This is a genomic window from Nitrospirillum iridis, from assembly GCF_014205765.1.
Lineage (GTDB): Bacteria > Pseudomonadota > Alphaproteobacteria > Azospirillales > Azospirillaceae > Nitrospirillum > Nitrospirillum iridis.
On record NZ_JACIIZ010000012.1, the window covers coordinates 17,032 to 42,723 of the forward strand.

A 25,692-nucleotide genomic window follows, 5' to 3' on the forward strand; every position below is an offset into this window, starting at 1 on the left:
ACCAGGTTCACCACGTCGGCGGCGCCGCGACCGGGCCGCCCAGAAAAGAGGACGGAACACGCCCATGAGTGAGGAGAAACTCAGCTTCCAGGCCGAAGTCTCCCGGCTGCTGGATATCGTCGCGCATTCGCTGTATTCGGAAAAGGAGGTCTTCCTGCGGGAATTGATCTCCAACGCCTCTGATGCCTGCGACAAGCTGCGCTACGCCTCCCTGACCCAGCCGGACCTGACGGCCGGGGACGCCAATTTCCGCATCACCCTGACGCCCGACAGCGCCGCCCGCACCCTGACCGTCGCCGACAACGGCGTCGGCATGAACCGGGACGACCTGGTGGAGAACCTGGGCACCATCGCCCGTTCAGGCACCGCCAACTTCATGGCCGCCCTGGCCCAGAAGGCCGAGGCCAAGAAGGACGGCGACAAGGACATGTCGCTGATCGGCCAGTTCGGCGTGGGCTTCTATTCCGCCTTCATGGTCGCCAGCGAGGTCGAGGTCTATTCCCGCAAGGCGGGTGAGGAGCAGGGCTGGCGCTGGGCGTCGGACGGCAAGGGCGCCTTCACCGTGGGCCCGTCGGATGACGCGCCGGCGCGCGGCAGCCGCATCGTCCTGCATCTGCGCGACGGCGAGGATGATTACCTGCAGACCTACCGCCTGCAGACCATCGTCAAGAAGTACAGCGACCACATCAGCATCCCCGTGCTGATCGGTGACGAGGAGAAGCCGGCCAACGCCGCCTCCGCCCTGTGGACCCGGTCCAAGAGCGAGATCACGGCCGAGCAGTACAAGGAATTCTACCACCATGTCGGCCACGGCTTCGACGATCCGTGGCTGACCCTGCACTGGCGCGCGGAAGGCGTGCTGGAATACACCAACCTGCTGTTCATCCCCGAGGCCAAGCCCTTCGACCTGTTCGAGCCGGAGCGCAAGCACCGGGTGAAGCTGTATGTCCGCCGCGTGTTCATCACCGAGGGACCGGAGGGCCTGATCCCGGCCTATCTGCGCTTCCTGCGCGGCGTGGTCGATTCGGAAGACCTGCCGCTGAACGTCAGCCGCGAGATGCTGCAGCACAATCCCATGCTGGCCAAGATGCGCACCGGCATCGCCAAGCGCGTGCTGGGCGACCTGGCCCGCAAGGCGGACGATCCGGAGGCGAAGGCCGACTACGCCCGCTTCTGGGAGAACTTCGGCGCCGTGCTGAAGGAAGGCCTGTATGAGGAGCGGGAGCAGCGCGACAGCCTGCTGAAACTGCTGCGGGCCCATTCCACCCATGGGGACGACCTGGTCAGCCTGGAAGACTATGTCGGCCGCATGAAGCCGGGCCAGGACGCCATCTACTACATCACCGGCGAGGACAAGGCGGCGCTGGCCCGCAGCCCGCACCTGGAAGGCTTCCGCGCCAAGGGCGTCGAGGTCCTGTTCCTGACCGACGCGGTGGATGAGTTCTGGCTGCAGTCCGTCACCCAGTACAAGGACCACGCCTTCAAGTCCGTTACCCGTGGCGGCGCCGACCTCGCCAACGTCACGGCCGAGGACAAGGCCGATGAGACGCCCAAGGCGCCGGAGGACAGCGTGGCCGACCTGGTGGCGCTGGCCAAGCTGACCCTGGGCGACGCGGTCAAGGACGTGCGCACGTCCGAGCGCCTGCGCGAAAGCGCTGTCTGCCTGGTGGCGGACGAGGGCGACATGGATATCCACCTGGAGCGCATGCTGAAGGCCCACAAGCGGCTGGACGAGGCCTCAAAGCGCATCCTGGAGGTCAACCCCGGCCACCCGCTGATCCGCCGCCTGGCCGACCTGGCCAAGGCCAACGGCGCCGGCGGGGAAAAGGGCGAGGCCCTGGCCGACGCCGCCTGGCTGTTGCTGGACCAGGCGCGAATCCTGGAGGGCGAGGCCCTGCCGGATCCGGTGGCCTTCGCCCGGCGCCTGGCCCTGTTCGTGGAGAAGGGCCTGGCCTAAAAGGTCGGCGCCTTCAGTTAATTCACCCTTCATCCATGCCCCGCGCGGAACTCCGTCGCGGGGCATGGCGTTTTTGCAACGGCTGGGGGCTGTCAAGGTCCCCGCGCGTCGCACGGAACAGTTTCGCCCTTTTATTGCCGCTAACTGCTGGCATAGTCCGCAGCCGGTTGGATGGCGATCCTGGCATCGCTGTCAGGCCAGTGCGGCTGCACGGGGGGCACCCTTGCCGTCGTTGACGTGGGTGATCCCGGGACATCTCCCGGGGCCCGGGTTTGTGAGCCCCGGGTTCGTGAGCCAAGGCGGGGTTTGTATGGGGTCGTCGAGGGGGGCAGTCGCCCTGAATGACCGGAACGCGGGAACGCGGCATCCGGGTATGCGCATGAGGGGAGCCGCCCCCGCCCTGTGGATCGCCGCGGCCCTGCTGCTATCGCCCCTGCCCGGACAGGCGCGCGACCTGGCCGACGTGATGAAGGACCGCTTTCCGGTGCCGGAGCAGGCCCAGGCGACACCGGACGACAGCGACCAGACGGTGCTGGCCCGCTTTTATCGCGCCCGGGGGCTGAAACCCCTGTGGATCGGGCAGGGCGCCGCCAACGCCGGCGCCCGCGCGGTGCTGACCGTGCTGTCCCACGCCGATGAGGACGGGCTGAACCCCAACGATTACGCCGCGGCGTCCCTGACGGCCCAGGAAGAGCGTCTGGACACGGCGGAGGCCCAGGCCGCCTTCGAATCCGGGCTCAGCCTGGCGCTGATCCACTACGCCAGCGACGTGTCCGTGGGCCGAATCATCCCCACCCTGGCCGATCCGGAACTGGTCATCGAACGGCCGCCTTTCGACCGCGCCCAGCTGCTGTCGGGCGTGGCGGCGGCCCCTGACCTGACGGCCCTGCTGGCCGGCCTGCCCCCCCAGCGGCCGGAGTACAAGGCGCTGAAGGCGGCGCTGGCCCACTATCGCCAGATGAAGGCCGCCGGCGGCTGGCCCACCATTCCGCCGGCACCCAAGGCGCCCCCCCTTCCACCGCCTGGCCCAGCCGACGCCACCAACGGCGAACCGGCGCCCAAAGCCGAAAAGACCAGCGACACGCTGAAGCCGGGCATGACCGACCCCCGCGTCACGGCACTGCGCGCCCGCCTGGTCGCCACGGGCGAGGCCAAGCCCCTGCCCAGCCCGCTGCCCAAGGGCGTGAACCCGGACCTTTATGACGACGCGCTGGCGTCGGCGGTGAAGGAGTTCCAACGCCGCCAGGGACAGGAACCGGACGGCGCCATCGGCCGCCGCACCCTGTGGGAACTGAACGCGACGGTGGACCAGCGCATCAACCAGATCATCGTCAACATGGAACGCTGGCGGTGGGAGCGGGAAGCGGCGGACCAGCCCTATCTGGTGGTCAACCTGGCCGACTACACCCTGTCGCTGATGCGGGGCATGGACGTGCTGACCACCATGCGCGTGGTGGTGGGGGCGCCCTTCGCCCGCACGCCGGTCTTCACCGGCAATATGAGCTATATGGAACTGAACCCCTACTGGTACGTGCCGACCAAGATCGCCCGCGAAGAGATTCTGCCCAAGCAGAAGAAGGACCACAGCTACGTGGTCAAGAACCACTACACCCTGCTGTCGGGGTGGACGGCGGACGCGGTGCCGGTGGACCCCAGCAGCATCAACTGGGCCACGGTGACCGAACGCAACTTCCATTGGCGCGTGCGCCAGGACGCGGGCAATGACAACTCGCTGGGCCGCATCAAGTTCATGTTCCCCAACAAGTTCGACGTCTACCTGCACGACACGCCGTCCAAACGGCTGTTCGACCGGGCGGTGCGTTCGTTCAGCCATGGCTGTATCCGGGTGCAGGATCCCCCGGCCCTGGCCCTGGCCGTCCTGGCGCTGACCAACACCCCGGGCTGGCCCGAGGAAAGGCTGCGGGCGGAAATCGGCGGCGACAGCCTGAAGCACCAGACGATTCACCTCAAGAATCGGCTGCCGGTGCACATCACCTACCTCACCACCGTCACCGACCCCGACGGCAGCGTCGATTTCCGCACCGACATTTACGGACGCGACGCCCGTGTGCTGGCCGCCCTGAACGGCCCCCGCCCGCGCAAGCCCGTGGTGCCGGCCCCGACCCAGCCGGCGGCCCCCACCCCCGGCAGCGCGCCCAACGCGGCGCCGGCGGCGGCATCGGGCGACACGCCGAAAGCGCCAGCGGTTCCAACACCTTCGGTGCCGGCGCCCCGCACGGGGGCCGCCCCCGCGCAAGCCCCCGCCCCGGCCAACGCCAACCCGGCACGGTGACGGAATCCGGGCCCGCCACCAACCTGTGACCGTTTCGGTAGCGGTTGCAAAGGCGGAAGGACACGCTTCGCCCCGGTAGCGGTCACACGTTCATCAAATTTTTGCCTCATTTCAGGCTTGCTTATTCACACCCCGTTGTCACATGCTGCAGCCCTGCTCTGCTGGTGACGCGGGGCTCCGGCCAGTGAGATGGGGACATCACGGAATGCACGACCGGCACGACGCGGCGCGTTTGCCTACCATTGCCTGCGAGACCACCACCGCGTCTGACGCGCCGTCCGTTTCGGTTCCGAGCCGGCGCGGCCTGCTGGCTGGTTTCGCCAAGCTGGCCGCCGGCGCGGCACTGGTGGGTGGCGTGGTCGATCCGCTGCCGGCCCTCGCCAAGGCCGTGTCCAAGGGCCACCACGCCCCTGGCGCCAGCCACGGCCACAGCGCCGCCCACGGCAACCTGATGCATGGCGACTGGTCCAACGCCCGCGCCGCCACCCGCGCCCTGTCCGACAACCGCCGCGTCCTGGCCTTCAACCATCTGCACACCGGCGAGAAGCTGAAGGTCACCTATTGGGCCGACGGCAAGTACCTGCCGACCGCGCTGCACGATGTGAACGCCATCCTGCGCGACTGGCGGACCAACCAGACCATCGCCATGGACCCCAAGCTGCTGGACCTGATGTTCCAGATGCAGCACCGCCTGCGCAGCAACGACACCATCCAGGTCATCTGCGGCTACCGCTGCCCCAAGACCAACGCCATGTTGGCCGCGAATAGCGAAGGCGTCGCCAGCCACAGCATGCACATGGAAGGCAAGGCCATCGATCTGGACCTGGCCAGCAAGCCCCTCTCCCGCATCCGTCAGGTCGCCATCGAGCTGAAGCAGGGCGGCGTCGGCTATTACCCCAAGTCCAACTTCGTCCATGTCGACACCGGCCGCGTCCGCCAGTGGGCGTGACGGGCGGGCTGACATCGCCCCCCTCGTTCTAAGGGCGGGCTTGCTCCTTAAATTTCCGCCATGAGACAACGGCCCCTCCGGACAGCGAGGGGACTTGGTCATGCGGTTTCATTGGGCGGCGTCGGCCGCCGCGTTCCTTTTCATCGTGCCGTCAGCCCTGGCTCAACAGGCCGGCGCGCCGGCGCCCTTCACCGGCCGCGACCTGAGCGGTACCTACGCCTGCACCGGCGTGGATGGGCATGAGGGCGCCTACACCTCCACCGTGACGCTGGAGATCGACAAGGCGCAGGCCCACGGACGGCGCGCCGGCTATCGCTTCCGGATGGAGGTGCCGAACTACGGCACCTATCGCGGCGTGGCCGCGGCCGATGGCGACAGACTGGCCATCACCTTCGCGCACGAGGACCCGGCCACCCAGGACTACGGCACCGGCATCGCCAAGGTCACCACGACCAAGGACGGCAAGGCGCGTTTCGACAAGTTCTATTACGAGGAGGCCTATAAGGGCGGGAACACCGGCACGGAAAGCTGCGTGCGGAACTGACCAAAAAAAACGGGCCCCGGATCATCGCGATCCGGGGCCCGTCATCTTCACGGCATGCCGTGCCGATGTCAGGCAGCCGTGGGGCCTTTGGCCAGTTCGCTCCGCAGAACGTTGACGTCCAGTTCCTTTTCCCACTTGCTGACGGCGATGGTGGCGACACCGTTGCCCACCAGATTGGTCAGGGCGCGGCATTCGCTCATGAAGCGGTCGATGCCCACCAGCAGGGTCAGCGAGGCGATGGGAATGTCCGGCACCACCGCCAGCGTGGCCGCCAGGGTGATGAATCCGGCACCGGTGACGCCGCTGGCCCCCTTGGAGGTCAGCATGGCCACCAGCAGGATGGTGACCAGATGGCCGAAGGTCAGGTGGGTGTTGGTCGCCTGGGCCAGGAACAACGTGGCCAGGGTCATGTAGATGTTGGTGCCGTCCAGGTTGAAGCTGTAGCCCGACGGGATGACCAGGCCCACGACGGGCCGCGCGCAGCCCAGGCGTTCCATCTTCTCCATCATCTGGGGCAGCACCGTCTCGGACGATGACGTGCCCAGGACGATCAGCAGCTCAGCCTTGATGTAGTTGAGGAAGCGCAGGATGGAGAAGCCGCACAGCCAACCGACGATGCCCAGGACCACCAGCACGAACAGCAGGCTGGTCAGGTAGAAGCTGCCGATCAGGAATCCCAGGTTGATCAGGGCGGCGACGCCGTACTTGCCGATGGTGAAGGCCATGGCGCCGAAGGCGCCGATGGGGGCCAGGCGCACCACCATGTGGATGACGCGGAAGAAAATCTTGGACATGCGCTCGATGACCACCGTCGCCGGCCGGCCATAGTCGCCCAGATGGGCGATGGCGAAACCGGTGAGGATGGCGATCAGCAGGACCTGGAGCAGGTCGCCGCCGCCCAGGGCGCTCAGATAAGTGTCGGGGATGATGCCCAGGATATGGTCGGCCACGGAGTCCTTGGCAGCCTTGTCGACATAGGTGGCGACGGACTTCGCATCCAGGGTGTGGGGGTCGACGTTCATGCCCTCGCCGGGCCGCACGACCTCTCCCACCAGCAGGCCGATGACGAGGGCGAAGGTGGAGATGACCTCGAAATAGATCAGCGCCTTGCCACCGACACGGCCAACCTTCTTCATGTCGGTCATGGCGGAGATGCCGCTGACCACCGTGCAGAAGATGACCGGCGCGATCATCATCTTCACCAGCTTGATGAACCCGTCACCCAACGGCTTTAGCGAGGCGCCGAAGCTGGGCCAGACATAGCCGACGATGATGCCCAGGACGATGGCGATCAGGACTTGGAAATACAGAACCGAGTACCAGGGCTTTTTTTTCACATGTTCCATGGGCACTTCTCCCTTAGCCCCTTGTGGCGAGGCGTGTTGCCGGGCCCCCATCCCCGATGCCCCGGGGACCCGCGGCCGATGCGCGGCCATTAGGTGCGACAAGAAATCAAATAGCGCGGGAGATCAAGGCGTAAGGCGGTGTTTTGCCGGCCCTGGACATGAAATATTTTGACCGATGCAGCCAGGACAACAGACCGGCGCGCCGCTTGCGCGGCCCAATGGGTGGCACACGCGTACAGGGGTAGCATCCCCCCCCCGCCGCGCCCTGATTAAAACACCGTCAGTTGTGGCGGTGCCGTCTTCAGCAGGTTTTCCAGCCGCTGCACCACCTCTTCCATGTTGACGCGCACCCGGTCCAACTCGTCCGCCGTCTTGTCGTCGATGCCGGCCTCAAACAGCATCATGTCGTAGTCGGCCAGCACCTTGGTGAAGGCCTCCCGTTCATGCTGCAGAATTTCATAGGCGCCGAGCGCGTGGACCAGCAGCTGCGGCGGATTGCGGAAGAAGGCCAGGCTGACGCGCGTGAAGGCGGCGATGGAGCGCAGGCGCATGCGGATCAGCCACGACTTCAGCTCACGCGGCGCATCCTTGGGCCGGCTGTCGGCCTTGTCGCCGATGGTGAAGATCATCGCCTGGATTTCGTGATAGACGGCGCGCGCCTTCTTGTAGTCCGGGAAGGACTGGGCCGGGCGGCCGGACATTTGTTCGAAGGACGTCACCGTCGACGACAGCGACCCCGCCAGCTCACGCAGCAGGGCGCCGTGATTGACCTCCTTCTTCATACGCATCGGGCGTGTCCTGGCAGCGGCATCATATGGCCCAGCTTACCGCGCCCTACCCGTCGCCACCAGGGTATCAGGCGTATGGGGGGCGTCACCGGCGACGGCCCCGCCCGCGGCCTCCTCCTGGGCCCCCTCCCGGGCGCCCTCGTCGCTCAGGCTCATGTCCCGGGCGCAAAGATCGGGCAGCACCAGGATGAAGCGCGTGCCGGCCCCGGTCTCGCTGGTCACCCGCACGGTGCCCTTCAGCCGATGGGTCACCAGGTTGTAGACGATGTTGAGGCCCAAGCCCGTACCCCCGGCCCCGCGCCGGGTCGTGAAAAAGGGGTCGAAGATGCGGGGCAGGATGGCCGGCGGGATACCCCGGCCGTCGTCCTGATAGATGATCTCCGCCCCGCCGCCGCCTTCCTCCGCCGCCAGCCGGCGGGCGGAGACGGTGATGCGGCCCCGCACGCCGGCGTCATAGCCGTGCAGGATGGAGTTGGACACGAAGTTGGTGAGCACTTGCGCCAGCAAGCCGGGATAGGTCTCCAGCTCCACCGGGCCTTGGGAAACCACCTCCGCCACATGGCCGCCGCGCCGCAGGCTGGGCCCCAGGCTGGACAGCACCTCTTCCATGTAGGCGCACAATTCCACCCGCCGTCGCTCTTCGGAGCTCTGGTCGGCAGACACCTGCTTGAAGCTTTGGATCAGGCTGGCGGCGCGGCCGATATTGGCCAGCATCAGACGGGCGGACTCCGTCAACTCCCCCATGAAGTCCGTCAGGTCGCTGCGGCGCAGGCGCCCGTCGCGCACCAGGTTTTCAATGGCCGACACCCGTTCGGAAACATGGGACGCCGTGGTCAGCGTCACGCCGATGGGGGTGTTGATCTCATGCGCCACCCCCGCCACCAGCTGGCCCAGGGAGGCCAGCTTTTCCGACTGCACCAGGGCGTCCTGCGACCGCTTCAACTTTTCCAGGCTATCGCTCAGTTCCGCCGTGCGGGTGCGGACCCTGTCCTCCAACTCGTCATTGGCGCGGCGCAGGGCCGCCTCGCTGGCCTGCAGCGCGCGCTCACGCTCCTCCCGCTCCTTGCCGATGCGATAGGCGACGCCGAAGGTGAACAGCACCAGGCCGATGGCGTTGGGCGCGTAAAGCGCGGCCTCGGTCCAGATGGCGGCCGGCAGCACGCCGCCGGCGCGCAACGACCATACCACCGCCACCCCCAGGATGGGCAGGAAGCCCAGCAGGAAGAAGCGGGCGTTGACCGACCGCCGCAGGTCGCGGATCGCGGCCGTCAGCGCCAACACGGACCCCACCAGCGCCAGCACCTGGGCGATGCCGGAGCCGCGGGCCGGGTCCAGGTAATGCAGGGGCGTGTCCAGGACCAACAGACCGGTGGACAGCAGGAGCAGCCGGGCGATCCACGGCTGACGCCGCCGGAGGTCGAGGAACTGCACCGCGAAGATCTGGCCCACCGCCACGGGCAGCGTCCCCACGACCTCGCGGTAATAATGGCTGGCCAGTTCCGCCGGCAGATGTTCCCACGGATAGCCCAACTGGCCGTAGATGTAGGCCAGCGTGATCAGGGCGTAAAACAGCAGCGTCACCCCGACCTCGACCCCCGCCATCACCACCAGGGCGAACTGGTAAGCGGCGGCGATGATCAGCACGCCGAAGGTCAGGCCGTGCAGCAGGATGTCGCGCCGATCCACCTGGGCCTGGGCGTCGCTGGTGCGCAGGTACAGCGCGAATGAGGCGAAGTAATGCTCCACCCGCATGTAGACCACCGTCCGGCCGGGGGCCAAGGCCAGGGTGAAGACGGGGTAGCGGTGCGGGATGTCGGTGCCCCGCACCTCCGCCCCCTCCGCCACATGGCGCTGTTCGGTGGGTTCAGCCCCGGCACCGGAAAAGATGTAGAGATCCAGCGCGTGGTAATAGGGGTAGGTGAACACCAGCAGCCGGTTGACGGTGGCGTCGGTCGGGTTGTCCAGGGTGAGGCGGGCCCAGTACGCCGACCGGGTCCGGGCGAAGCCGGGGGTGTCGCGGGTGGCGGGGGTGAAGCGGGCGGCGGCCGGCCCGGACAGGACATCGGCCAGACCGAGCGTCCCCCCCGGATCCTCCAGCAGGTCGAGGTGACCGCCCAGCGACAAATCCGGGCCGGTGATCACCACCTCGCCCGCGAGGGCGCCGCCACCGAACGCCACCGCCAGGGCGAGGAAGAACAGGACCACCAGCAGCCCCAGCCGCCAGCGGCCGGGCCACGGCGGCGCGGCGCGGCCGGAACCGGGGAGCCCCCGCGTTCCGTCCTTCCCTCGCCCGCCGTTACCCCGCAAACCCATGGTCCGTCCGATACACTGTGAGTGGCGCCAACCATGCCCTATCCCAGCGGGAAAGGCACGCCTTGCGTGTCCTGACCGCCACGGTCACCCGCGAACCGTCAACCCGCCCGTCCTTCCCCCGCACGATGGGCCCACACACGCTGGGCGCCCGACCTTCCCCGGGCATCAATTGCCACGTCCGCGCCCGCATGGTAAGCGTCGCGAAAGGACGGGCCCTCCCTCTTCCGGGCGATGACGGAGACGGCGGAGCGCCCTTGGGCACAGCATATCGGGGTGGCGGGTCATGAGGCGGCTGGCGGAATGGATGAAATCCATCGGCCCCGGCCGCCTGATCAACATCTCCCTGGGTGCCGGCATCGCCCTGTCCCTGGTGTTCGTGCACGCCGAATTCACCCGCGGCCTGGCGACGCGTCAGACGGAGATTCGCCATCACGTGGACGCCCAGGCCATGGCCTTGGACGACGCTTTGTCGGCCATAGCCGACCGGGTCTATCGTCTACGGGAATGGACGCGACGATCCCTGCAGGGACAGGCCCTTCCCGCCACCGGGCTCATGGGGGAGGGCGGTTTCCTCGACATGGTGGCGGCCGCGAAAGACAGGGATGTCGTGGTTCTGGACAACGCCAGTCCAGCCGCCGGCGGCCTGTTGGATGGCCCGCCGGCAGCAGCGGTGTTGGCGTTGCCGGACCGGGCCCTGTTCCGCCACGATGACCTGTCGCGCCCGGATCGCGCCGGTTGGCGAACCGAGGTGGCTTTGGCCTTGGGCCTGGCACAGCAACTGGCGTTGGACGTGCACACGCAGGCTGGGCTGGCACGGGGCTATTTCATCGGCGCCTCAGGCCTGGCGGCGGTGGCGCCCTGGTCCCCCACCGACAACGCCAGTGAGCTGATGGCCAGCATCTATGACCGGCGCAGCTATCGCCTGTCCGCCCAAGCGGCCAACCCGACCGGCAGGGCGATATGGATCGATGATCCGCCGAGGACCACTGTCGCAGCGCCTGTTGAACACGCGGGGCGTTTCGTGGGGGTCATCGCCTTTGACCTGGCATTGGCGGCGATGCCCGTGGCGGACTTCGAGCCGGCCGACGCCTTCAACGGGGCGGTGCTGCTGCTCGGTCCCGACGACCGGCTGCTGTTGGCCCTTGGAACACCGCCCGCCGCCCTGTTCCAGCAGGACCGCCCCACCCCCCTGGGCTTGGCGGCGGTGGCGGGCAAGGACGCCGCCACGACGGTGCATGCCGGTTACATCGTCACCACGCGCCCGCTGGCCAACGCGCCCTGGCGTCTGGTGCATGTGGCGCCGCGGTCGGCCCTGACCTGGTCGATGATCAAGCATACCGCCGGGTCGATGGCCGGCTTCTCCAGCGTGCTGCTGGCCGTGGTCCTGCTGTTCAACATCGTGGTGCGGCGCATGGTGCGCTCGCAGGAACGTTCGGCGGCGGCGGAACGCGAGGCCCGCGCCGCGACCGAGCACGCCCTGACCGAACTGCGTGCCGCCCATGACGAGCTGGATTTCCTGAACCGGGAGAAGACGCGCTTCTTCTCACTCATCTCCCATGACCTGCGCGGCCCGTTCAACGTGCTGCTGGGCATGACCAAGGAACTGGCGGACCACGGCACCCGCATGGCGCCGGCCGACGTCGCCGATTTCGCCACCTCGGTGCATCAGAGCGCTGTAGCCGCCCACACCCTGCTGGACAATCTGCTGAATTGGTCCCGGGTGCAGATGTCGGGCACGCCCTTCAGCCCTTCGGTGATGCCGTTGGGCGAGGTGGTGGCCGCCGCCATCCATGACCTGGGCCCCACGGCGGAGGCCAAGGGCATCCGCATCCTGGACGCCTCGGGCGACCGGCACATCCTGGCCGACCGCACCATGGTGCTGGCCATCCTGCGCAACCTGCTGGCCAACGCCATCAAGTTCAGCCACCCCAACCAAGGCGTCCAGGTGACATCGCGGGCCCTGGGCGACAGGCTGGAGATCGCGGTCAGTGACCGGGGCGTCGGCATGGATCCGGCCCAGCTGGACCAGTTGTACCGCCGCGAGGCGCAGGACAGCCGCCCCGGAACCCTGGGCGAGGTGGGCACCGGGCTGGGCCTGACGCTGGTACGCGACCTGGCGGCCCGCCACGGCGGGGTGCTGGCCATCGACAGCCAGCCGGGCGTCGGCACCACCGTCAGCTTCACCGTGCCCCTAGCGGCGGCGCCGCGCTGAAATAGAGCGGCAGCGCCGCGCTTCCGCCGCAATCGCTTGGCAGTCCTGAACGGTCAGAGCACCTGCGCCAGCCGTTCCACCGGCCGGCAGAGCACCGCCCCCTTGGAAGTGCGGGCGATGGGGCGTTCGATCAGGATAGGGTGTTCAACCATGAGGTCCAGCAGGGCATCGTCGCCGTAGCCGCCAGCGGGTTCACCCGCCAGCAGATCGTCGTTGCCGCGTCGGCGCAGGATATCGGCCGGCCGGGCCTTCAGGGCCGCCAGCATGTCGGCCAGGGCGGCGCGGTCGGGTGGCGTCTTCAGATATTCCACCACCTGGACGGCATGGCCCGCGGCCTGGAGATCGGCCAGCACCCGGCGCGAGGTGGAGCATTTGGGGTTGTGCCAGAGCGTGACGGTCATGGGAGTCGTCCAGGATGGTTGGGCATGAAGCGGGCACCATACCGCCCCCGCCCCGATCCGACCATCCCACCCGGTCGGCGACACGCGGGGGGAGCCGGTTCAAGACGTGTAACGTTACGCTTTCGGACTTTCACGATACGCCCGGCCTGGACTATGACTGCGGTCTTGGGATCAAGAGGTGAATGATGTGCGGCATTGCCGGTTTCCTGGGTAATCGCAACTGGACCCGCCCGGCGGATCTGTCCTGGCTGACCGCCGTGGCGGACGGCCTGGCCAAGGCCTCAGCCAGCGAGCCCGGCATCATTGATCACGTCCTGGATGGGCTGGCGGCGCGTTTCACCGACCTCATGTCCTTCCCCACCCATATGGCCGCCGTGGCGGAAGCGGCACCGGCCGCCCTGCTGACAGCCGCGGCCGACCGCATCGACGCGCTGGAGGCGGCGCTGCGCGGCGGCGATGCCGCCCGCGACGTGGCGGTGGAGCGGGTGGCCGAACGCCTGCGCGACTATTCCTGGCAGCTGCGCACCGAGGTGCTGGGCAACATCGGCCGCACGCTGGCCTTGCTGCCGGATGGCGCCCAGTCAACCAAGCCACAGCATGCGGTGGCGTGGGCGGCGGAGCAGGTGCTGGAGAATCTGGACCGGCTGGAGGTGCGCGGCCGCGACAGCGCCGGCATCGCCCTGCAGATCACCATCGATCACCGCTACACCCTGGACGACCTGCCGGCGGGCCTACGCGCTGCCGCCGCCGAGCGGCTGGTGGTGGGCGACCGGCATGAGGGGCTGGCCCTGCATGCCCTGCCCGACGGACGCACCACCGTGCGCTTCACCTACAAGGTGGCGACCCTGATCGGCCGCCTGGGCGACAACGGCGCCTTCCTGCGTAGCCGCCTGCGCGCCGACGCCGTGCTGTGGGAGGTGGCCCGCCTCGCCACCAGCTTCAGCGCCATCGCCCATACCCGCTGGGCTTCGCACGGGGCCATCAGCCTGGCCAACTGCCACCCCATGAACGCCCGTTTGGCCCATGAGAACGCGGCCGGCCCGGGGCGCACGGCGCTGAGCCCCGATGCCGACGCCATGGTGGCGCTGAACGGCGACATCGACAATTACCGGTCCCTGACCGAAAGCGCGATCGAGGGCACGGGCCACAGCCTGCCCACCGAGGTGACCACCGACACCAAGGTCATCCCGGTGCTGTTCCGCCTGGAGGCGGCCGGTGGCAACGGGCCCGTGACCACAAGTGGGGGCGACAACGCCGACCGCTTCCTGACCACCATCCGGCGGCTGGATGGATCCATGGCGATCATCCTGCAGCACCCCACCGATCCGGAGCGGCTGCAGCTGGGCCAGAAGGGCAGTGGGCAGAGCCTGTTCGTGGCGGAGGTCGAGGACGGCCTGATCGTCGCGTCGGAGAATTACGGCCTGGCGCCACGCGCGCGCCGCTCCATTCCACTGGCGCAGGTGGAGCGGGGCGGCCTGGCCGTCGTCCTGTCGACGGCGGCGGGCGAACCGGCGGTGTCCGCCCGCACGGTGGACGACGGTGCCACGGCCCGGCTAAAGGCCGACCCCATCGAGATATTCTCGCGCGACATCTTCCGCGGCCGGCACGACCATTTCTTTGAGAAGGAAGTGCACGAGGCGCCCGCCAGCGTGCGCAAGACCCTGGCCGGACGCTACCGACGCCAGGATCGGCGCGTCAGCTTTGAGCTGGCCGCCGCCGGTGGTGCCGACACCGGCCCCTGGGCGGGCCTGCGCGCCCGCCTGGCCGATCCGTCCAAGCCCCCCATCCGCCGCATCCTGGTGACGGGCCAGGGCACGGCGGCCATCGCCGCCATGGGCATCGAGCACCTGATCCGCCTGGCCCTGGACAAGGCGGCGGTGACGGTCAGCAGCGCCAAGGCGTCGGAATTGTCGACCAACCTGGACGGCAGAAGCCTGGACGACGCCCTGGTCATCGCCATCAGCCAGAGCGGCACCACCACCGACACCAACCGCACGGTGGATTTGGCGCGGGCGGCGGGCGCCTGGATCCACGCCATCGTCAACCGCCGCAACAGCCCCCTGGTGCGCAAGTCGGACAGCCACCTGTTCACCAGCGACGGCCGCGACATCGAGATGGCGGTGGCGTCCACCAAGGCGTTCTACAGCCAGGTGGCGGCGGGCAAGCTGACGGCGCTGTGCCTGGCCGACGCGCTGGGCACCTTGGCCCCCCAGCAAATCCATGACGAGATGGTGGCGCTGGAATCCCTGCCCCAGCGCATCCAGGAAGTGCTGGACGACGAGGGCGCCATCGCCGCCTGCGCCCGGGCCTACGCCCCGCGCAACCGCTACTGGGCGGTGGTGGGCAACGGCGCCAACAAGGTGGCGGCGGAAGAGATCCGCATCAAGCTGTCGGAGCTTTGCTACAAGTCCATCCCGGTCGACTTCACCGAGGACAAGAAGCACATCGACCTGTCGACCGAGCCCCTGACCTTGGTGGTGGCCAACGACCTGGCCCCCCTGCTGGCCCAGGACACGGCCAAGGAAGTGGCGATCTTCAAGGCGCACAACGGCAAGCCCATCGTCTTCGCCGCCAAGGGCGAAACCTGCTTCGCCCCCTATGCCGAGGCGGTGATCGCCCTGCCGTCGGCCGGGGCCGGCCTGGACTTCATCATGGCGACGGTGGCGGGCCATCTGTGGGGCTTCCACGCCGCCCTGGCCATCGACGCCGAGTCCCGCCCCTTCCGCGAGATTTCGGCGATGCTGGACCAGGCGCTGACCAACGCCGACCGGCCGGTGACGCCGGTGGCGACCAGCCTGGCCGCCATCATCGACCGCATCGCCGATGGCCAGCTGGACGCCGCCCTGCCCGCCTCCTACGCGGCCCGCCTAGCCAAGCTGACCTCCGCCCTGCCCATGCTGGACACGCCCGGCGGCAAACCGGAACGGACTGCCCTGATCACCCGTGGCCAGGATCTGCTGCGCCTGGTGTTCGAGGAGACATCGCGCCCCATCGACACCATCCGCCACCAGGCCAAGACGGTGACGGTGGGCATTTCCCGCCCCGGCCGCGAGATCAGCCCCCTGTTGCTGGGCGCCCTGGCCGACCTGGGCGCCGCCCCCGCCGACCTGGCGGAGCCAGAGCGCCAGCTGCTGATTTCCTTGTCCACCCTGGTCATCGGTGTGGAAGGGGGCGTGCGTTATCATCCCGCCGGCGATAGCGGCGACGGTACCCCGCTGCTGCGGGCGGTGGAACGCAGTGGCCGGTCCAAGGGCCTACCCTCGCGCCATGACAACCCAGCCCCCGCCACCGGCGGCAAGCGCCGCGCCCTGCGCCTGGGCCGGGGCCTGCTGTCGGCGGGGCCCAACGGGGCCGAAACCTTGGTGCTGGTGCCCCTGATGCGGGAGCCCAACTGGGCACCGGACGGCCTGCTGCTATTGCACCTAGCCCTGGTCAGCCAGGCGTCCCTGCAGCAGAAGATTGCAATATTGAAAGATCTGCGCCTGTATGAAGACTTGTTCGACGCCTACCATGAGGCCGGACAGGGGGATGGGGTGGATGGCCAGGGCGACGGGGGCTTCGCGGCCTTCCTGGAAAAGCGGACACCCCGTGATCTCATTCTGTCAACGCCCGCGGCCCTGATCCGCAGGGCCTGAAACCTGGGTTTGGGGGGTGACGATGCAACGGACGGGGCGTTTGGCGAACCGGACGGCGGTGGTGACGGGGGCGGCTGCGGGGCTGGGGCGGGCGATCGCCGTGGCCCTGGCGCAGGAAGGCGCCAACGTCGTCCTGCACCATTTGTTGCCGGAGGAGGCCCCGGCGGCCACGGAAACGGCCCGTCAGGTCCAGGCCCTGGGCCGCACCGCCATCGTCGTTCAGGCCGACATCACCCAACCGGCCGGCGCCTATACGGTGGCGGAGGCGGCCATCGCCGCCTTCGACCATGTCGACATCCTGATCAACAACGCCGGCTTCCGCCTGCGGCAGCCCTTTGACGGCATGACGCTGGAGCTGTTCGAGGCGACAATGGCCGCCAACATGGGCAGCACCTTCCTGATGGTGCGCCACCTGTTGCCCCTGATGCGCGCGCGCGGCTACGGCCGCATCGTCTCCACCGTGGACAGCACCGCGATGGAAGGTGCGCGAGGCATGACCGCCTATGGCGCGGCCGCGTCCGCCCTGCTGGGTTTCACCCGCAGCCTGGTGCATGAGTTCGGCGAGCACGACATCGCCGCCAACTGCGTCTGCCCCGGCCACATGCCGGCGGGAGCGGAGGAGGAGGAGGACTGGGAAGGGGTCACCCCGGCCTATGTCTTCCTGGCCAGCGACGGCGCCTATGGCATGATCGCCCAGTGCCTGCGGCCCAGCCCGTAAGGACGGCAAGGGATCGCGGATGGGAGCGATGGGAATTAGAGTCTTTGTTCCGTCTGTCCGCGAGCGGCTTCACGCCCAAAGCCGCTTCCGCCTTTGGGCGATTTGCTCTAAGCTGCCCTGCGCCCGGCGGTGAACAGCCGGTCACCCGCCTGCACCTGATTGGCCGGCAGGTCGGGAAGCCCCTCCAGCTTGGCATAGAGGGGGAGGAAATCCTGGGCGGTGGCCTGGAACAGCTGATCGAAGCTGTCCAGGACGAAGTAGGTCTCCTGGTAATCGTCGATGCGATAGCGGGTGCGCATCACCCGTTCCAGATCAAAACCCACCCGGTTGGGCTCGGGGCTTTCGATGCAGTACTGCGTCTCGCCACGGGACGACAGCATGCCGGCCCCATAGGCGCGCAACCCTGAACCCGTGTTGATCAGGCCGAATTCCACCATGTACCAGTACAGCCGCGCCAGGCGTTCCAGCCCGCCGTGGGCGGCGGCCTCCGCCCCCTTGGCCCCGTAAGCCTGCAAATAGTCGGCGAAGACGGGATGCATCAGCAGGGGCACGTGGCCGAAGAAGTCGTGGAACACATCCGGTTCCACCAGATAGTCCATTTCATCGGCATCGCGGAGCCAGTTGGTCACCGGGAAGCGCTTGGCCGCCAGATGGCGGAAGAACACATCGTTGGGCAGCAGCCCCGGCACCGCCACCAGGGCCCAGCCCGTGGCCTGGTGCAGCAGCTCGCTGGCGCGGTCAAAATGGGGAACGCCGTCGCGGGCGTCCAGCCGCTCCAGGCTTCGCAGGAACTCCGGCGCCGCATAGCGGGGCAGCAGGGCCGATTGACGATCATACAGCGTGCGCCAACGGGCATGCTCTTCCGCCGTGATCTTTTCCCAGCCCTGGGGCACGGTGTAATCGGCGGCCATGGCGCTGTAGTCACCGCGCAGGGGCGTGTCGGACTTGCCTGCGGTGTCGACCGGCGCGCTGCTGTTCATGGCCCTGCTCCCTGACTGATTGTCTGGAAACCATTTTATCGCCGGATCAACACCATTTTCTTGCGATCATGCCCCATCATCCATATCTGGTAGCAACTTCCTGCCGTTCAGAAGTTCCATGTAGCAACGATGTGCTTTGGCGCGTTTTCAGTCCCGCGCCAGATCCGCGGCGGACGGTAGGGGCACGGCGGTGGAGTGCTTGACCACGTCCAGCACGAAGCTGGAGCGCACGTCTTTCACGCCCGGGATCTGCAGTAGCCTTTTCATCGACACCTCGGCGAACGCCTCCAGGTCGCTGACCACCACCTGCACCAGATAATCCATGGTGCCGGTCATGACGAAGCAGGACACCACCTCGGGGATCTGGCTGACCAGGCGGCGGAACACGGCGTCGCCTTCCGCGTTCTGGTCGATCTTGACCTCGACGAAGGCGACGACGCCCAGGCCCAGCCGGCGCCGGTCCAGGATGGCGGCATAGCCCTGGATGTAGCCCTGGTCCTCCAGGTCCTTCACCCGGCGCAAGCACGGGGACGGCGACAGGCCCACCGCCTCCGCCAGATCGACGTTGGACAGGCGCCCGTTGCGCTGCAGCGTATCCAAGATGCGCAGATCTGCCGCATCCAGCGTCGATTTACCCATAGTGATGCCGCCCTAAGTGTTTCTTGAGCACAAGATTGCCCAATCTTGGCTAACCACGGCAGACTTCGCAAGGAAATGCCGGGCCTTCCGGCGTATCATCCGTGGGAATGCCGCTTCAAACAGGGAGAGCGACGCGCATGTCCACCCCGACCGATACCCCCACCTCGTCTCCTGTCGCCGAAGCCGTCGCCGGCGGCGCGCTGTGGGAGAACACGCTGGGCACCGATGGCTTCGAGTTCGTCGAGTATACGGCGGAAGACACGGAGGCCCTGGGCCGGCTGTTCGAGGCGATGGGCTTCACCAAGGTGGCCCGCCACCGCTCCAAGAACGTGGTGCTGTACCGCCAGGGCGGCATCAACTTCATCGTCAACGCGGAACCCGACAGCCTGGCCCAGCGCTTCGCCCGTGAACACGGCCCCAGCGCCTGCGCCATGGCTTTCCGCGTGGCGAACGCGGCCGAGGCCCTGAAGCACGCCGTGGCGCAGGGCGCCAAGGAAGTGAAGGGCACCATCGGCCCGATGGAGTTGAACATCCCGGCCATCGAGGGCATCGGCGGCAGCCTGCTGTACCTGGTGGACCGCTATAACAGCCCAAGCATCTATGACATCGACTTCCTGCCCATCGAGGGTGCCGACCAGCATCCGGTGGGCGCCGGCCTGACCGTCATCGATCACTTGACCCACAACGTCCGCAAGGGCCGCATGGACCCGATCTCGGAGTTCTACGGCAAGATCTTCGGCTTCCGCCAGATCCGCTACTTCGACATCACGGGCGAGTACACCGGCCTGACCAGCCGGGCGCTGACCGCCCCCTGCGGCAAGATCCGCATCCCCATCAACGAGTCCAAGTCCGAGCAGGGCGCCGACAAGCTGGACCAGATCCAGGAATTCATCGAGGCCTACAAGGGCGAGGGCATCCAGCACATCGCCCTGCTGACCAATGACATCATCGCCACCTGGGACACGCTGAAGGAGGCGGGCGTGAAGTTCATGACCCCGCCGCCCGACACCTATTATGAGATGCTGGAAGAGCGCCTGCCCGGCCACGGCCAGCCGGTGGACGAACTGAAGAAGCGCGGCATCCTGCTGGACGGCAAGGACAACCGCTATCTGCTGCAGATCTTCACCGAGACGGCCATCGGCCCGATCTTCTTCGAGATCATCCAGCGCAAGGGTGACGAGGGCTTCGGCGAAGGCAACTTCCGCGCCCTGTTCGTCAGCATGGAACGCGACCAGATCCGCCGCGGCGTGCTGAAGGTCGCCGAGTAAGGTTCGTTACGGTAGCGGAACAAGGGCGGCATCCTGCGGGTGCCGCCCTTTTGTTTGATGGCCGAGAAGCTTGGTTACGGCCCCTCGAACGCCCGGTCGTGCAGCAGGCTGGGCACCATGGCCCGCGCCTCGTCCACCTTGGACAGGTCCAGGTCGGCCACCAGCACGCCCGGCGCCTCGCCGCCGGCATCGGCCAGCACCTCACCCCAGGGGCTGACGATCAGGGCATGGCCGTAGGTCTGGCGGCCGCCGTCATGGGTGCCGACCTGGGCGGGCGCCAGGATCCAGCAGCCGGTCTCGATGGCGCGGGCGCGCAGCAGCACGTGCCAGTGGGCACGGCCGGTGGGCACGGTGAAGGCGGACGGCACGGTGATGACCCGGGCACCCGCCTTGGCCAGGGCCCGGTACAGCTGGGGGAAACGCACGTCATAGCAGACAGTCAGGCCCAGGCCACCCCAGGGGGTGTCCACCACGCGGGCCGTGTCCCCCGGACGGAAGGTGGCGCTTTCGCGATAGCGCTCCCCATTCGCCAGTTCCACGTCGAACATGTGCAGCTTGTCGTACCGGGCCAGCACATCGCCGGCGGGATCGACGACGAAGCAGCGGTTGGCCGCGCGGCCGTCTTCCGTCAGGCAGGCCAGGGTGCCGGTCATCAGCCACAGGCCCGTCTCCGCCGCCAGGTCGCGGAAGCGGGACAGCGCCGGGTGCGCCTCCTCGGCAAAGGCGCCGGCCAGCACCCGCTCCCGCCCCTGGACCATGCGGGCCACGTTCTCCGGCAGGGTGGCAAGCTCGGCCCCCCGGTCCTTGGCCTGGCGCAGCAGGCCGGCGGCCGCGTCCATGTTGGCCGCGATCTCCGGCCCGGCGGTCATCTGCAGGACCGCCGCGCGCAAGGTGCCGGTGAAGGGAGCCGCCGTCATCCCCGGTCAGGCCGCGCCGGCCGGGGAGTCGAGGCCCAGCTTCACGTTCAGCTTGCCGGCGCGATCCAGGGCGTGGATGTCATCGCAGCCGCCCAGTCCCTCATCATCCACGAAGATCTGCGGCACCGTGGTGCGGCCGTCGGCACGCTGGATCATCTCCGGCTTGCGTTTTGGATTGGCGATGACGTCGATCTCCTCATACGCCACCCCCTTGGCATCCAGCAGCCGCTTGGCGCGGTGGCAGTAGGGGCAATAGGGGCTGGTATAGATCTCAACGCGGGGCATGGGCCCGAACTCCTGATGCAAAGGACTGCAGAAGATATTGGCGCAATCGGTCGCCAGCGCCAAGGATGGGTGCGCAACCCTGCCCTGATTTTAGAGTGTTTCTAAATGACCTCCCCCCTCAGCACCCGGGCCAGGGCCAGCACGTCCACCCGCGCGGCCCCCGCCCGCGACAGCACCCGCGCGCACTCCGCCGCCGTGGATCCGGTGGTGTAGACGTCGTCCACCAGCACCACCCGCAGGCCCCGCACATCGCGGCCGGGCCGCAGGGCGAAGGCGCCGGCCACGTTGCGCGCCCGCCCCTCCCGCGACAGGGTGCCCTGGCTGGGCGTGCGGCGGCGACGCGCCAGCAGGTCGGGCACGGCGGTCACCCCGGTCAGCCGGCCCAGCCGCAGGGCCAACAGGGCAGCCTGGTTGTAGCGCCGGGCGAACAGGCGCCAGCGATGCAGGGGTACCGGCGCGATGATGTCGGCGTCGGCCAGCAGCTCCGCCCCCGCCCGGGCCATCCAGCCGGCCAGCAGGGGCGCCGCCTCCGTCCGATCGCCGTGCTTGAACCCCAGGATCAGGGGCCGGCTGGCATCATCATAGAGGACGGCGGCGCGCAGGCGCGCGAAGGGCAAGGGGGCGGCGACGCAGACGGCGCACAGCGCGTCGGCGCCCATGTCGTGGGGAAAGGGCCGGCCACAGCCGGCACACTGCGGCGCGGTGATGAAGCTGATGCCACGCCAGCAGGCGCCGCATAGCGTGCCCGCCGCGGCCACCGCCTCGCCACAGCCCAGGCACCGCGGTGGCAGCACCAGGTCGAGCAGCCATACGCCGGCATCCCGCACCTTGAACCCCACCTGACGCCCCCAGCCGCCCACGCGCGCATATCCCCCGCCGATCACCCGCCATGATAGCGCAAAGCCGCCGCCACCCCGCAAATTCCTGTTGCTCTGCGCGACGAAGGGCCTATACCGGCGCCATGAGCGACGCCGACAGCATGACCGTTTTCGACCGCCGCCGCGTGCGCGCCCATCGCGATCGGGCCGCCGCCGGGTGGAGCGGATTCGATTTCCTCAAGACCGAGGTGGTCGGCCGTCTGGTGGACCGCCTGGGGGACATCAAGCGGGATTTCCGGGTGGCCTTGGACCTGGGCTGCCACGGGGGCGAGGTCGCGCAGGCCCTGGCGGCGGTGCCCAGCATCGCCCATGTGGTGGCGACCGACCTGTCGCCGCGCTTCGCCGCCCAAGCCGCCAAGCGTATGCCGGGCCTGCCCACGGCGGCGGCGGATGAGGAGTTCCTGCCCTTCGCCGACGGCAGCTTCGACCTGGTGGTCAGCGCGCTCAGCCTGCATTGGGTCAACGACCTGCCGGGGGCGCTGATCCAGATCCGCCGGGCGCTGAAGCCCGACGGCCTGTTCCTGGGCGCCATCCTGGGCGGCGAGACCCTGTTCGAGCTGCGCCGCAGCCTGATGGAGGCGGAGATGAGCCTGATGGGCGGGCTGTCGCCCCGCATCAGCCCCATGGCCGAGGTGCGCGACGCCGGTGGCCTGCTGCAGCGCGCCGGCTTCGCCCTGCCGGTGGTGGACAGCGACATGCTGACCGTCAGCTATCCCCACGCCTTCCGCCTGATCCAGGACCTACGCGGCATGGGCGAGACCAACGCCGTGCTGGACGGACGCAAGGCCATGAGCCCCAGCGCGCTCTTCACCACCGCGGCCGGGCGTTACCAGGACCTCTACCCCGATGGCGATGGCGGCATCTCCGCCAGCTTCCAGGTGCTGTACCTGGCCGGCTGGGCCCCGGATGACAGCCAGCAAAAGCCCCTGCGCCGGGGCAGCGCCAAGTTGCGCCTGGCCGACGCGCTGGGGGTTCCCGAAATCCGCCCGCTGCGCGACGCCCCGGACGGCGACGCCTGATCCTGGGCCGGTTCCGACGGCCTTCAGCATATGTAGGCCCCGACCGGGGCCGCCGGAGCTTTCCGGGGACCGTAGCGGACTGGAAGGCGAGGAAGCCAGGCGACCGGATGATCGCGCCCGGCGATTGAGGACCGGCATTTGATCGACCGCATCCTCCCCCACCCGCCGTTCACGGGAAGGGAGACGCCCTTCCATGCATGCGAAGGGCCCATACTTTTGATCGCCACTGCGATAACCCATTGTTAACCAGACCCCGCCACGCTTCTCGCAAGGCCCATCGCCCCGGCGCTGGGCGAATCGCGAGAGGACGTGCGTCATGGACAGATTAGGCATCAAGCAGAAAATCCTCATCCTGGTGGCGATGCTGATCGGCATCTCGCTGGTCGTGGGCGGCATCGGCGCTTGGTCGCTGTCCCATTTCCACGACCGGATGACCGCCATGGACAACGCGTCCGCCCGTGCCCTGGTGGCGGAGCGGATCAACGCCACCATCCTGGCCGTCGTCATGGACTCGCGGGGCATCTATATGGCGCGCACGCCGCAAGAGGCGGACAAGTTCTCCAAGCCCATGCGCGCCAACCTTGACCGGCTGGCCCAGCTGGCCGCCGACTGGCGCCAGGCGCTGCCTGCCGCCCGCCGGCAGGAGTTGGACGACGCTGACGCGCAGTTGGCCATCTTCCAGCAGGTGCGGACAGAGACCATACGCCTGGGGCAGGAGGTCTCGCCCGGCGCCGCGCGCGACTACGGCGACAATGACACCAACCGCAAGACACGCCAGCAGCTGAACGCCGCCATCGAGAAGCTGACCGCCAGCACGGCGAAAGAGGTGACGGATGGCGCCCTGGCGCTGGACGCCACCTACCGATCCAGCCTGATCATGATCGGCGCGGTGGCCCTGGCGGGCATGGTGGTGGCCGTTCTGGCCAGCCAGTGGATCGGGGGTGCCCAGATCAGCCGGCCGCTGCTGGCCCTGGTGAGGGCCACGGGCCGCATGGCCGGCGGGGAACGGACCCTGGAAATTCCGCACCAGGCCAAGGAGGATGAGATCGGCGAGATGGCACGCGCCATCGACGGCTTCCGCCGCAGCCTGATCGTCGCCGACGAGGCGGCGGCGGAGCAGCGCCGGGAGCAGGCGGAAAAGGCCAGCCGGGCGGCGGCCATCGAGGCGCTGCTGCGCGAGTTCGACCACGCCGCCACCGCCGTTCTGGGCACCGTCTCCACGGCGGCGCGGGGGCTGGGGGCGACCGCCCAACAGATGGCGGGGCTGGTGGAAGAGACGAACGGCCAGGCCACGGCGACCGCCACGGCGGCGGGCCACACCTCCGCCAATGTGCAGACCGTGGCGGCGGCGACGGAGGAAATGGTGGCCTCCATCCAGGAAATCAGCCGCCAGGTGAACCGCTCCGCCGACGTGGCCGCCGCCGCCGTGTCACAGGCATCGGAAACCGGCGCGACCGTCGCCGGCCTGTCGGACGCGGTGCAGCGCATCGGCGAAGTCGTGGCGATGATCCAGGACATCGCCAGCCAGACCAATCTGCTGGCCCTGAACGCCACCATCGAGGCCGCACGGGCGGGCGAAGCCGGCAAGGGGTTCGCCATCGTCGCCGGGGAGGTGAAGGCCCTGGCCAACCAGACGGCCAAGGCGACCGAGGACATCTCCCGGCAGATCGCCACGGTCCAGGAGGCGACGAACGACACGGTCACCGCCATCGACGATATCGGCAAGACGATCTCGACCATCAACGAGATCTCGTCCGCCATCGCCGCCGCGGTCGAGGAACAGAGCGCCACCACCGGCGAGATCACCCGCAGCGTGCAGGAGGCCGCCAACGGCACCCAGCGCGTGAGCGACAACATCGTCCATGTGAGCGAGGTGGCCCATCAGACGGGCGACGCGGCGGGACGGGTGCTGGAGTCGTCCGAGGCGCTCAGCAGCCAGAGCGAGGCCCTGCGCCATGAGGTCGAGGTGTTCCTGCGCCGCATCCGCGCCGCCTAAGCCCCCCGCCCCTGGGCTCATCGGCCCCGGGGTCTGGGGCTAGAGGAGGAGGTCCCGCAACATCGCCACCAAAGGCACATCGGCCGGCGGCATGGGGTAATCACCCAGCCGTTCCGGCCGGACCCAAGCCAGGGCCTGCCCCTCCATCGGCTGGGGCTGGCCCTGCCAGACCCGGCAGACATAGAGCGGCATCAGCAGGTGGAAGGTCTCATACCGGTGGCTGGCGAAGGTGTAGGGCGCCAGGCAGCTGGTGCGCGTGTCGATGCCCAGCTCTTCCCGCAATTCCCGCACCAGCGCCACCTCCGGCGTCTCGCCGGGGTCGACCTTGCCGCCGGGAAATTCCCAGAGGCCCGCCAGCGACTTACCCGGCGGGCGCTGGGCCAGCAGCACCCGCCCGTCCGCATCGATCAGCGCCACGGCGGCGACCAGGACGGTACGGACGGGTTCCGTCTGCTCCGGCTGGCCGTCCCAGCAAGGGGTCGTGTCATCAGCCATGGCACTTCCTTCAGATAAATCAGCGGCGTGATCTTTCGTCATGCCACTGTAGGACGCGA

Annotated in this window: 20 protein-coding genes; 10 read left to right on the forward strand and 10 right to left on the reverse strand. The window is 68.3% G+C overall.

All coding sequences use genetic code 11. From position 1 onward, the window contains the following. The first annotated feature begins 64 nt into the window (after positions 1-64). The 4 genes from htpG to FHS74_RS19735 all read left to right on the forward strand — a co-directional run bounded on the left by htpG (position 65) and on the right by FHS74_RS19735 (position 5,743). Positions 65-1,957: a molecular chaperone HtpG gene (gene htpG / locus FHS74_RS19720; RefSeq protein ID WP_184803880.1), complete on the forward strand. Its 1,893-nt coding sequence runs from the start codon at positions 65-67 to the stop codon at positions 1,955-1,957. Positions 1,958-2,336: 379 nt separating this feature from the next. Continuing rightward, complete coding sequence (locus FHS74_RS19725; RefSeq protein ID WP_184803883.1) at positions 2,337-4,250, forward strand: L,D-transpeptidase family protein; 1,914 nt, start codon at positions 2,337-2,339, stop codon at positions 4,248-4,250. Positions 4,251-4,455: 205 nt separating this feature from the next. After that, a complete protein-coding gene (gene mepK / locus FHS74_RS19730; protein ID WP_246463251.1) occupies positions 4,456-5,199 on the forward strand; it encodes a peptidoglycan L,D-endopeptidase MepK in 744 nt (247 codons plus the stop codon). A 100-nt stretch (positions 5,200-5,299) separates the two neighbouring features. Beyond that, complete coding sequence (locus FHS74_RS19735; RefSeq protein ID WP_184803886.1) at positions 5,300-5,743, forward strand: hypothetical protein; 444 nt, start codon at positions 5,300-5,302, stop codon at positions 5,741-5,743. Between the two features lie 68 nt (positions 5,744-5,811). Here FHS74_RS19735 and FHS74_RS19740 read toward each other — a convergent pair whose 3' ends face one another. From FHS74_RS19740 to FHS74_RS19750, 3 genes are all read right to left on the reverse strand, one after another. Next, complete coding sequence (locus FHS74_RS19740; protein ID WP_184803889.1) at positions 5,812-7,089, reverse strand: dicarboxylate/amino acid:cation symporter; 1,278 nt, start codon at positions 7,087-7,089, stop codon at positions 5,812-5,814. A gap of 269 nt (positions 7,090-7,358) precedes the next feature. Further along, positions 7,359-7,877: a hypothetical protein gene (locus FHS74_RS19745; RefSeq protein WP_184803892.1), complete on the reverse strand. Its 519-nt coding sequence runs from the start codon at positions 7,875-7,877 to the stop codon at positions 7,359-7,361. 36 nt (positions 7,878-7,913) lie between these two features. Further along, the gene (locus tag FHS74_RS19750) at positions 7,914-10,190 is read right to left on the reverse strand and encodes a sensor histidine kinase (protein ID WP_184803895.1); all 2,277 of its coding nucleotides are present in this window, start codon (positions 10,188-10,190) and stop codon (positions 7,914-7,916) included. Between the two features lie 283 nt (positions 10,191-10,473). Here FHS74_RS19750 and FHS74_RS19755 point away from each other — a divergent pair, with 283 nt between their 5' ends. Next, positions 10,474-12,402 (forward strand): sensor histidine kinase, encoded by a 1,929-nt coding sequence (locus FHS74_RS19755; RefSeq protein ID WP_184803898.1) that lies wholly within the window; start codon positions 10,474-10,476, stop codon positions 12,400-12,402. Between the two features lie 53 nt (positions 12,403-12,455). On the opposite strand, the gene FHS74_RS19760 is transcribed toward FHS74_RS19755, so the two are convergent. Beyond that, entirely contained in the window at positions 12,456-12,803 is a 348-nt protein-coding gene (locus FHS74_RS19760; protein ID WP_184803901.1) for an ArsC/Spx/MgsR family protein, read from the reverse strand. A gap of 182 nt (positions 12,804-12,985) precedes the next feature. Between FHS74_RS19760 and FHS74_RS19765 the strand changes: the two genes are divergently transcribed. Both FHS74_RS19765 and FHS74_RS19770 read left to right on the forward strand, forming a co-directional pair. Next, entirely contained in the window at positions 12,986-16,438 is a 3,453-nt protein-coding gene (locus FHS74_RS19765; RefSeq protein ID WP_211106429.1) for an SIS domain-containing protein, read from the forward strand. A 40-nt stretch (positions 16,439-16,478) separates the two neighbouring features. After that, the gene (locus tag FHS74_RS19770; RefSeq protein ID WP_184803904.1) at positions 16,479-17,156 is read left to right on the forward strand and encodes an SDR family NAD(P)-dependent oxidoreductase; all 678 of its coding nucleotides are present in this window, start codon (positions 16,479-16,481) and stop codon (positions 17,154-17,156) included. 107 nt (positions 17,157-17,263) lie between these two features. Here the strand turns inward: FHS74_RS19770 and phhA are convergent, their stop codons facing one another. Together phhA and FHS74_RS19780 are read right to left on the reverse strand one after the other, a co-directional pair. Next, positions 17,264-18,136 (reverse strand): phenylalanine 4-monooxygenase, encoded by an 873-nt coding sequence (phhA, locus tag FHS74_RS19775; RefSeq protein ID WP_184803907.1) that lies wholly within the window; start codon positions 18,134-18,136, stop codon positions 17,264-17,266. Between the two features lie 147 nt (positions 18,137-18,283). After that, positions 18,284-18,775, reverse strand: a complete 492-nt coding sequence (locus FHS74_RS19780; protein ID WP_184803910.1) for an Lrp/AsnC family transcriptional regulator — start codon at positions 18,773-18,775, stop codon at positions 18,284-18,286. Positions 18,776-18,912: 137 nt separating this feature from the next. Here FHS74_RS19780 and hppD point away from each other — a divergent pair, with 137 nt between their 5' ends. After that, entirely contained in the window at positions 18,913-20,043 is a 1,131-nt protein-coding gene (gene hppD / locus FHS74_RS19785) for a 4-hydroxyphenylpyruvate dioxygenase (protein WP_211106430.1), read from the forward strand. 74 nt (positions 20,044-20,117) lie between these two features. Here the strand turns inward: hppD and FHS74_RS19790 are convergent, their stop codons facing one another. The 3 genes from FHS74_RS19790 to FHS74_RS19800 all read right to left on the reverse strand — a co-directional run bounded on the left by FHS74_RS19790 (position 20,118) and on the right by FHS74_RS19800 (position 22,105). Then, on the reverse strand, positions 20,118-20,960 hold the full coding sequence (locus tag FHS74_RS19790) for a carbon-nitrogen hydrolase family protein (RefSeq protein WP_184803913.1): 843 nt from the start codon (positions 20,958-20,960) through the stop codon (positions 20,118-20,120). Positions 20,961-20,966: 6 nt separating this feature from the next. Beyond that, entirely contained in the window at positions 20,967-21,245 is a 279-nt protein-coding gene (gene grxC, locus FHS74_RS19795) for a glutaredoxin 3 (protein ID WP_184803916.1), read from the reverse strand. A 101-nt stretch (positions 21,246-21,346) separates the two neighbouring features. Beyond that, positions 21,347-22,105: a double zinc ribbon domain-containing protein gene (locus FHS74_RS19800; protein ID WP_343066962.1), complete on the reverse strand. Its 759-nt coding sequence runs from the start codon at positions 22,103-22,105 to the stop codon at positions 21,347-21,349. A 101-nt stretch (positions 22,106-22,206) separates the two neighbouring features. Here FHS74_RS19800 and FHS74_RS19805 point away from each other — a divergent pair, with 101 nt between their 5' ends. Together FHS74_RS19805 and FHS74_RS19810 are read left to right on the forward strand one after the other, a co-directional pair. After that, a complete protein-coding gene (locus tag FHS74_RS19805; RefSeq protein ID WP_184803919.1) occupies positions 22,207-23,142 on the forward strand; it encodes a methyltransferase domain-containing protein in 936 nt (311 codons plus the stop codon). Between the two features lie 316 nt (positions 23,143-23,458). Next, entirely contained in the window at positions 23,459-25,138 is a 1,680-nt protein-coding gene (locus FHS74_RS19810) for a methyl-accepting chemotaxis protein (RefSeq protein ID WP_184803922.1), read from the forward strand. Between the two features lie 39 nt (positions 25,139-25,177). Here FHS74_RS19810 and mutT read toward each other — a convergent pair whose 3' ends face one another. Continuing rightward, positions 25,178-25,633 carry an 8-oxo-dGTP diphosphatase MutT gene (mutT, locus tag FHS74_RS19815; RefSeq protein WP_184803925.1) on the reverse strand — a complete coding sequence of 152 codons (456 nt, stop codon included), beginning with the start codon at positions 25,631-25,633 and terminating at the stop codon, positions 25,178-25,180. Positions 25,634-25,692 lie beyond the last annotated feature (59 nt).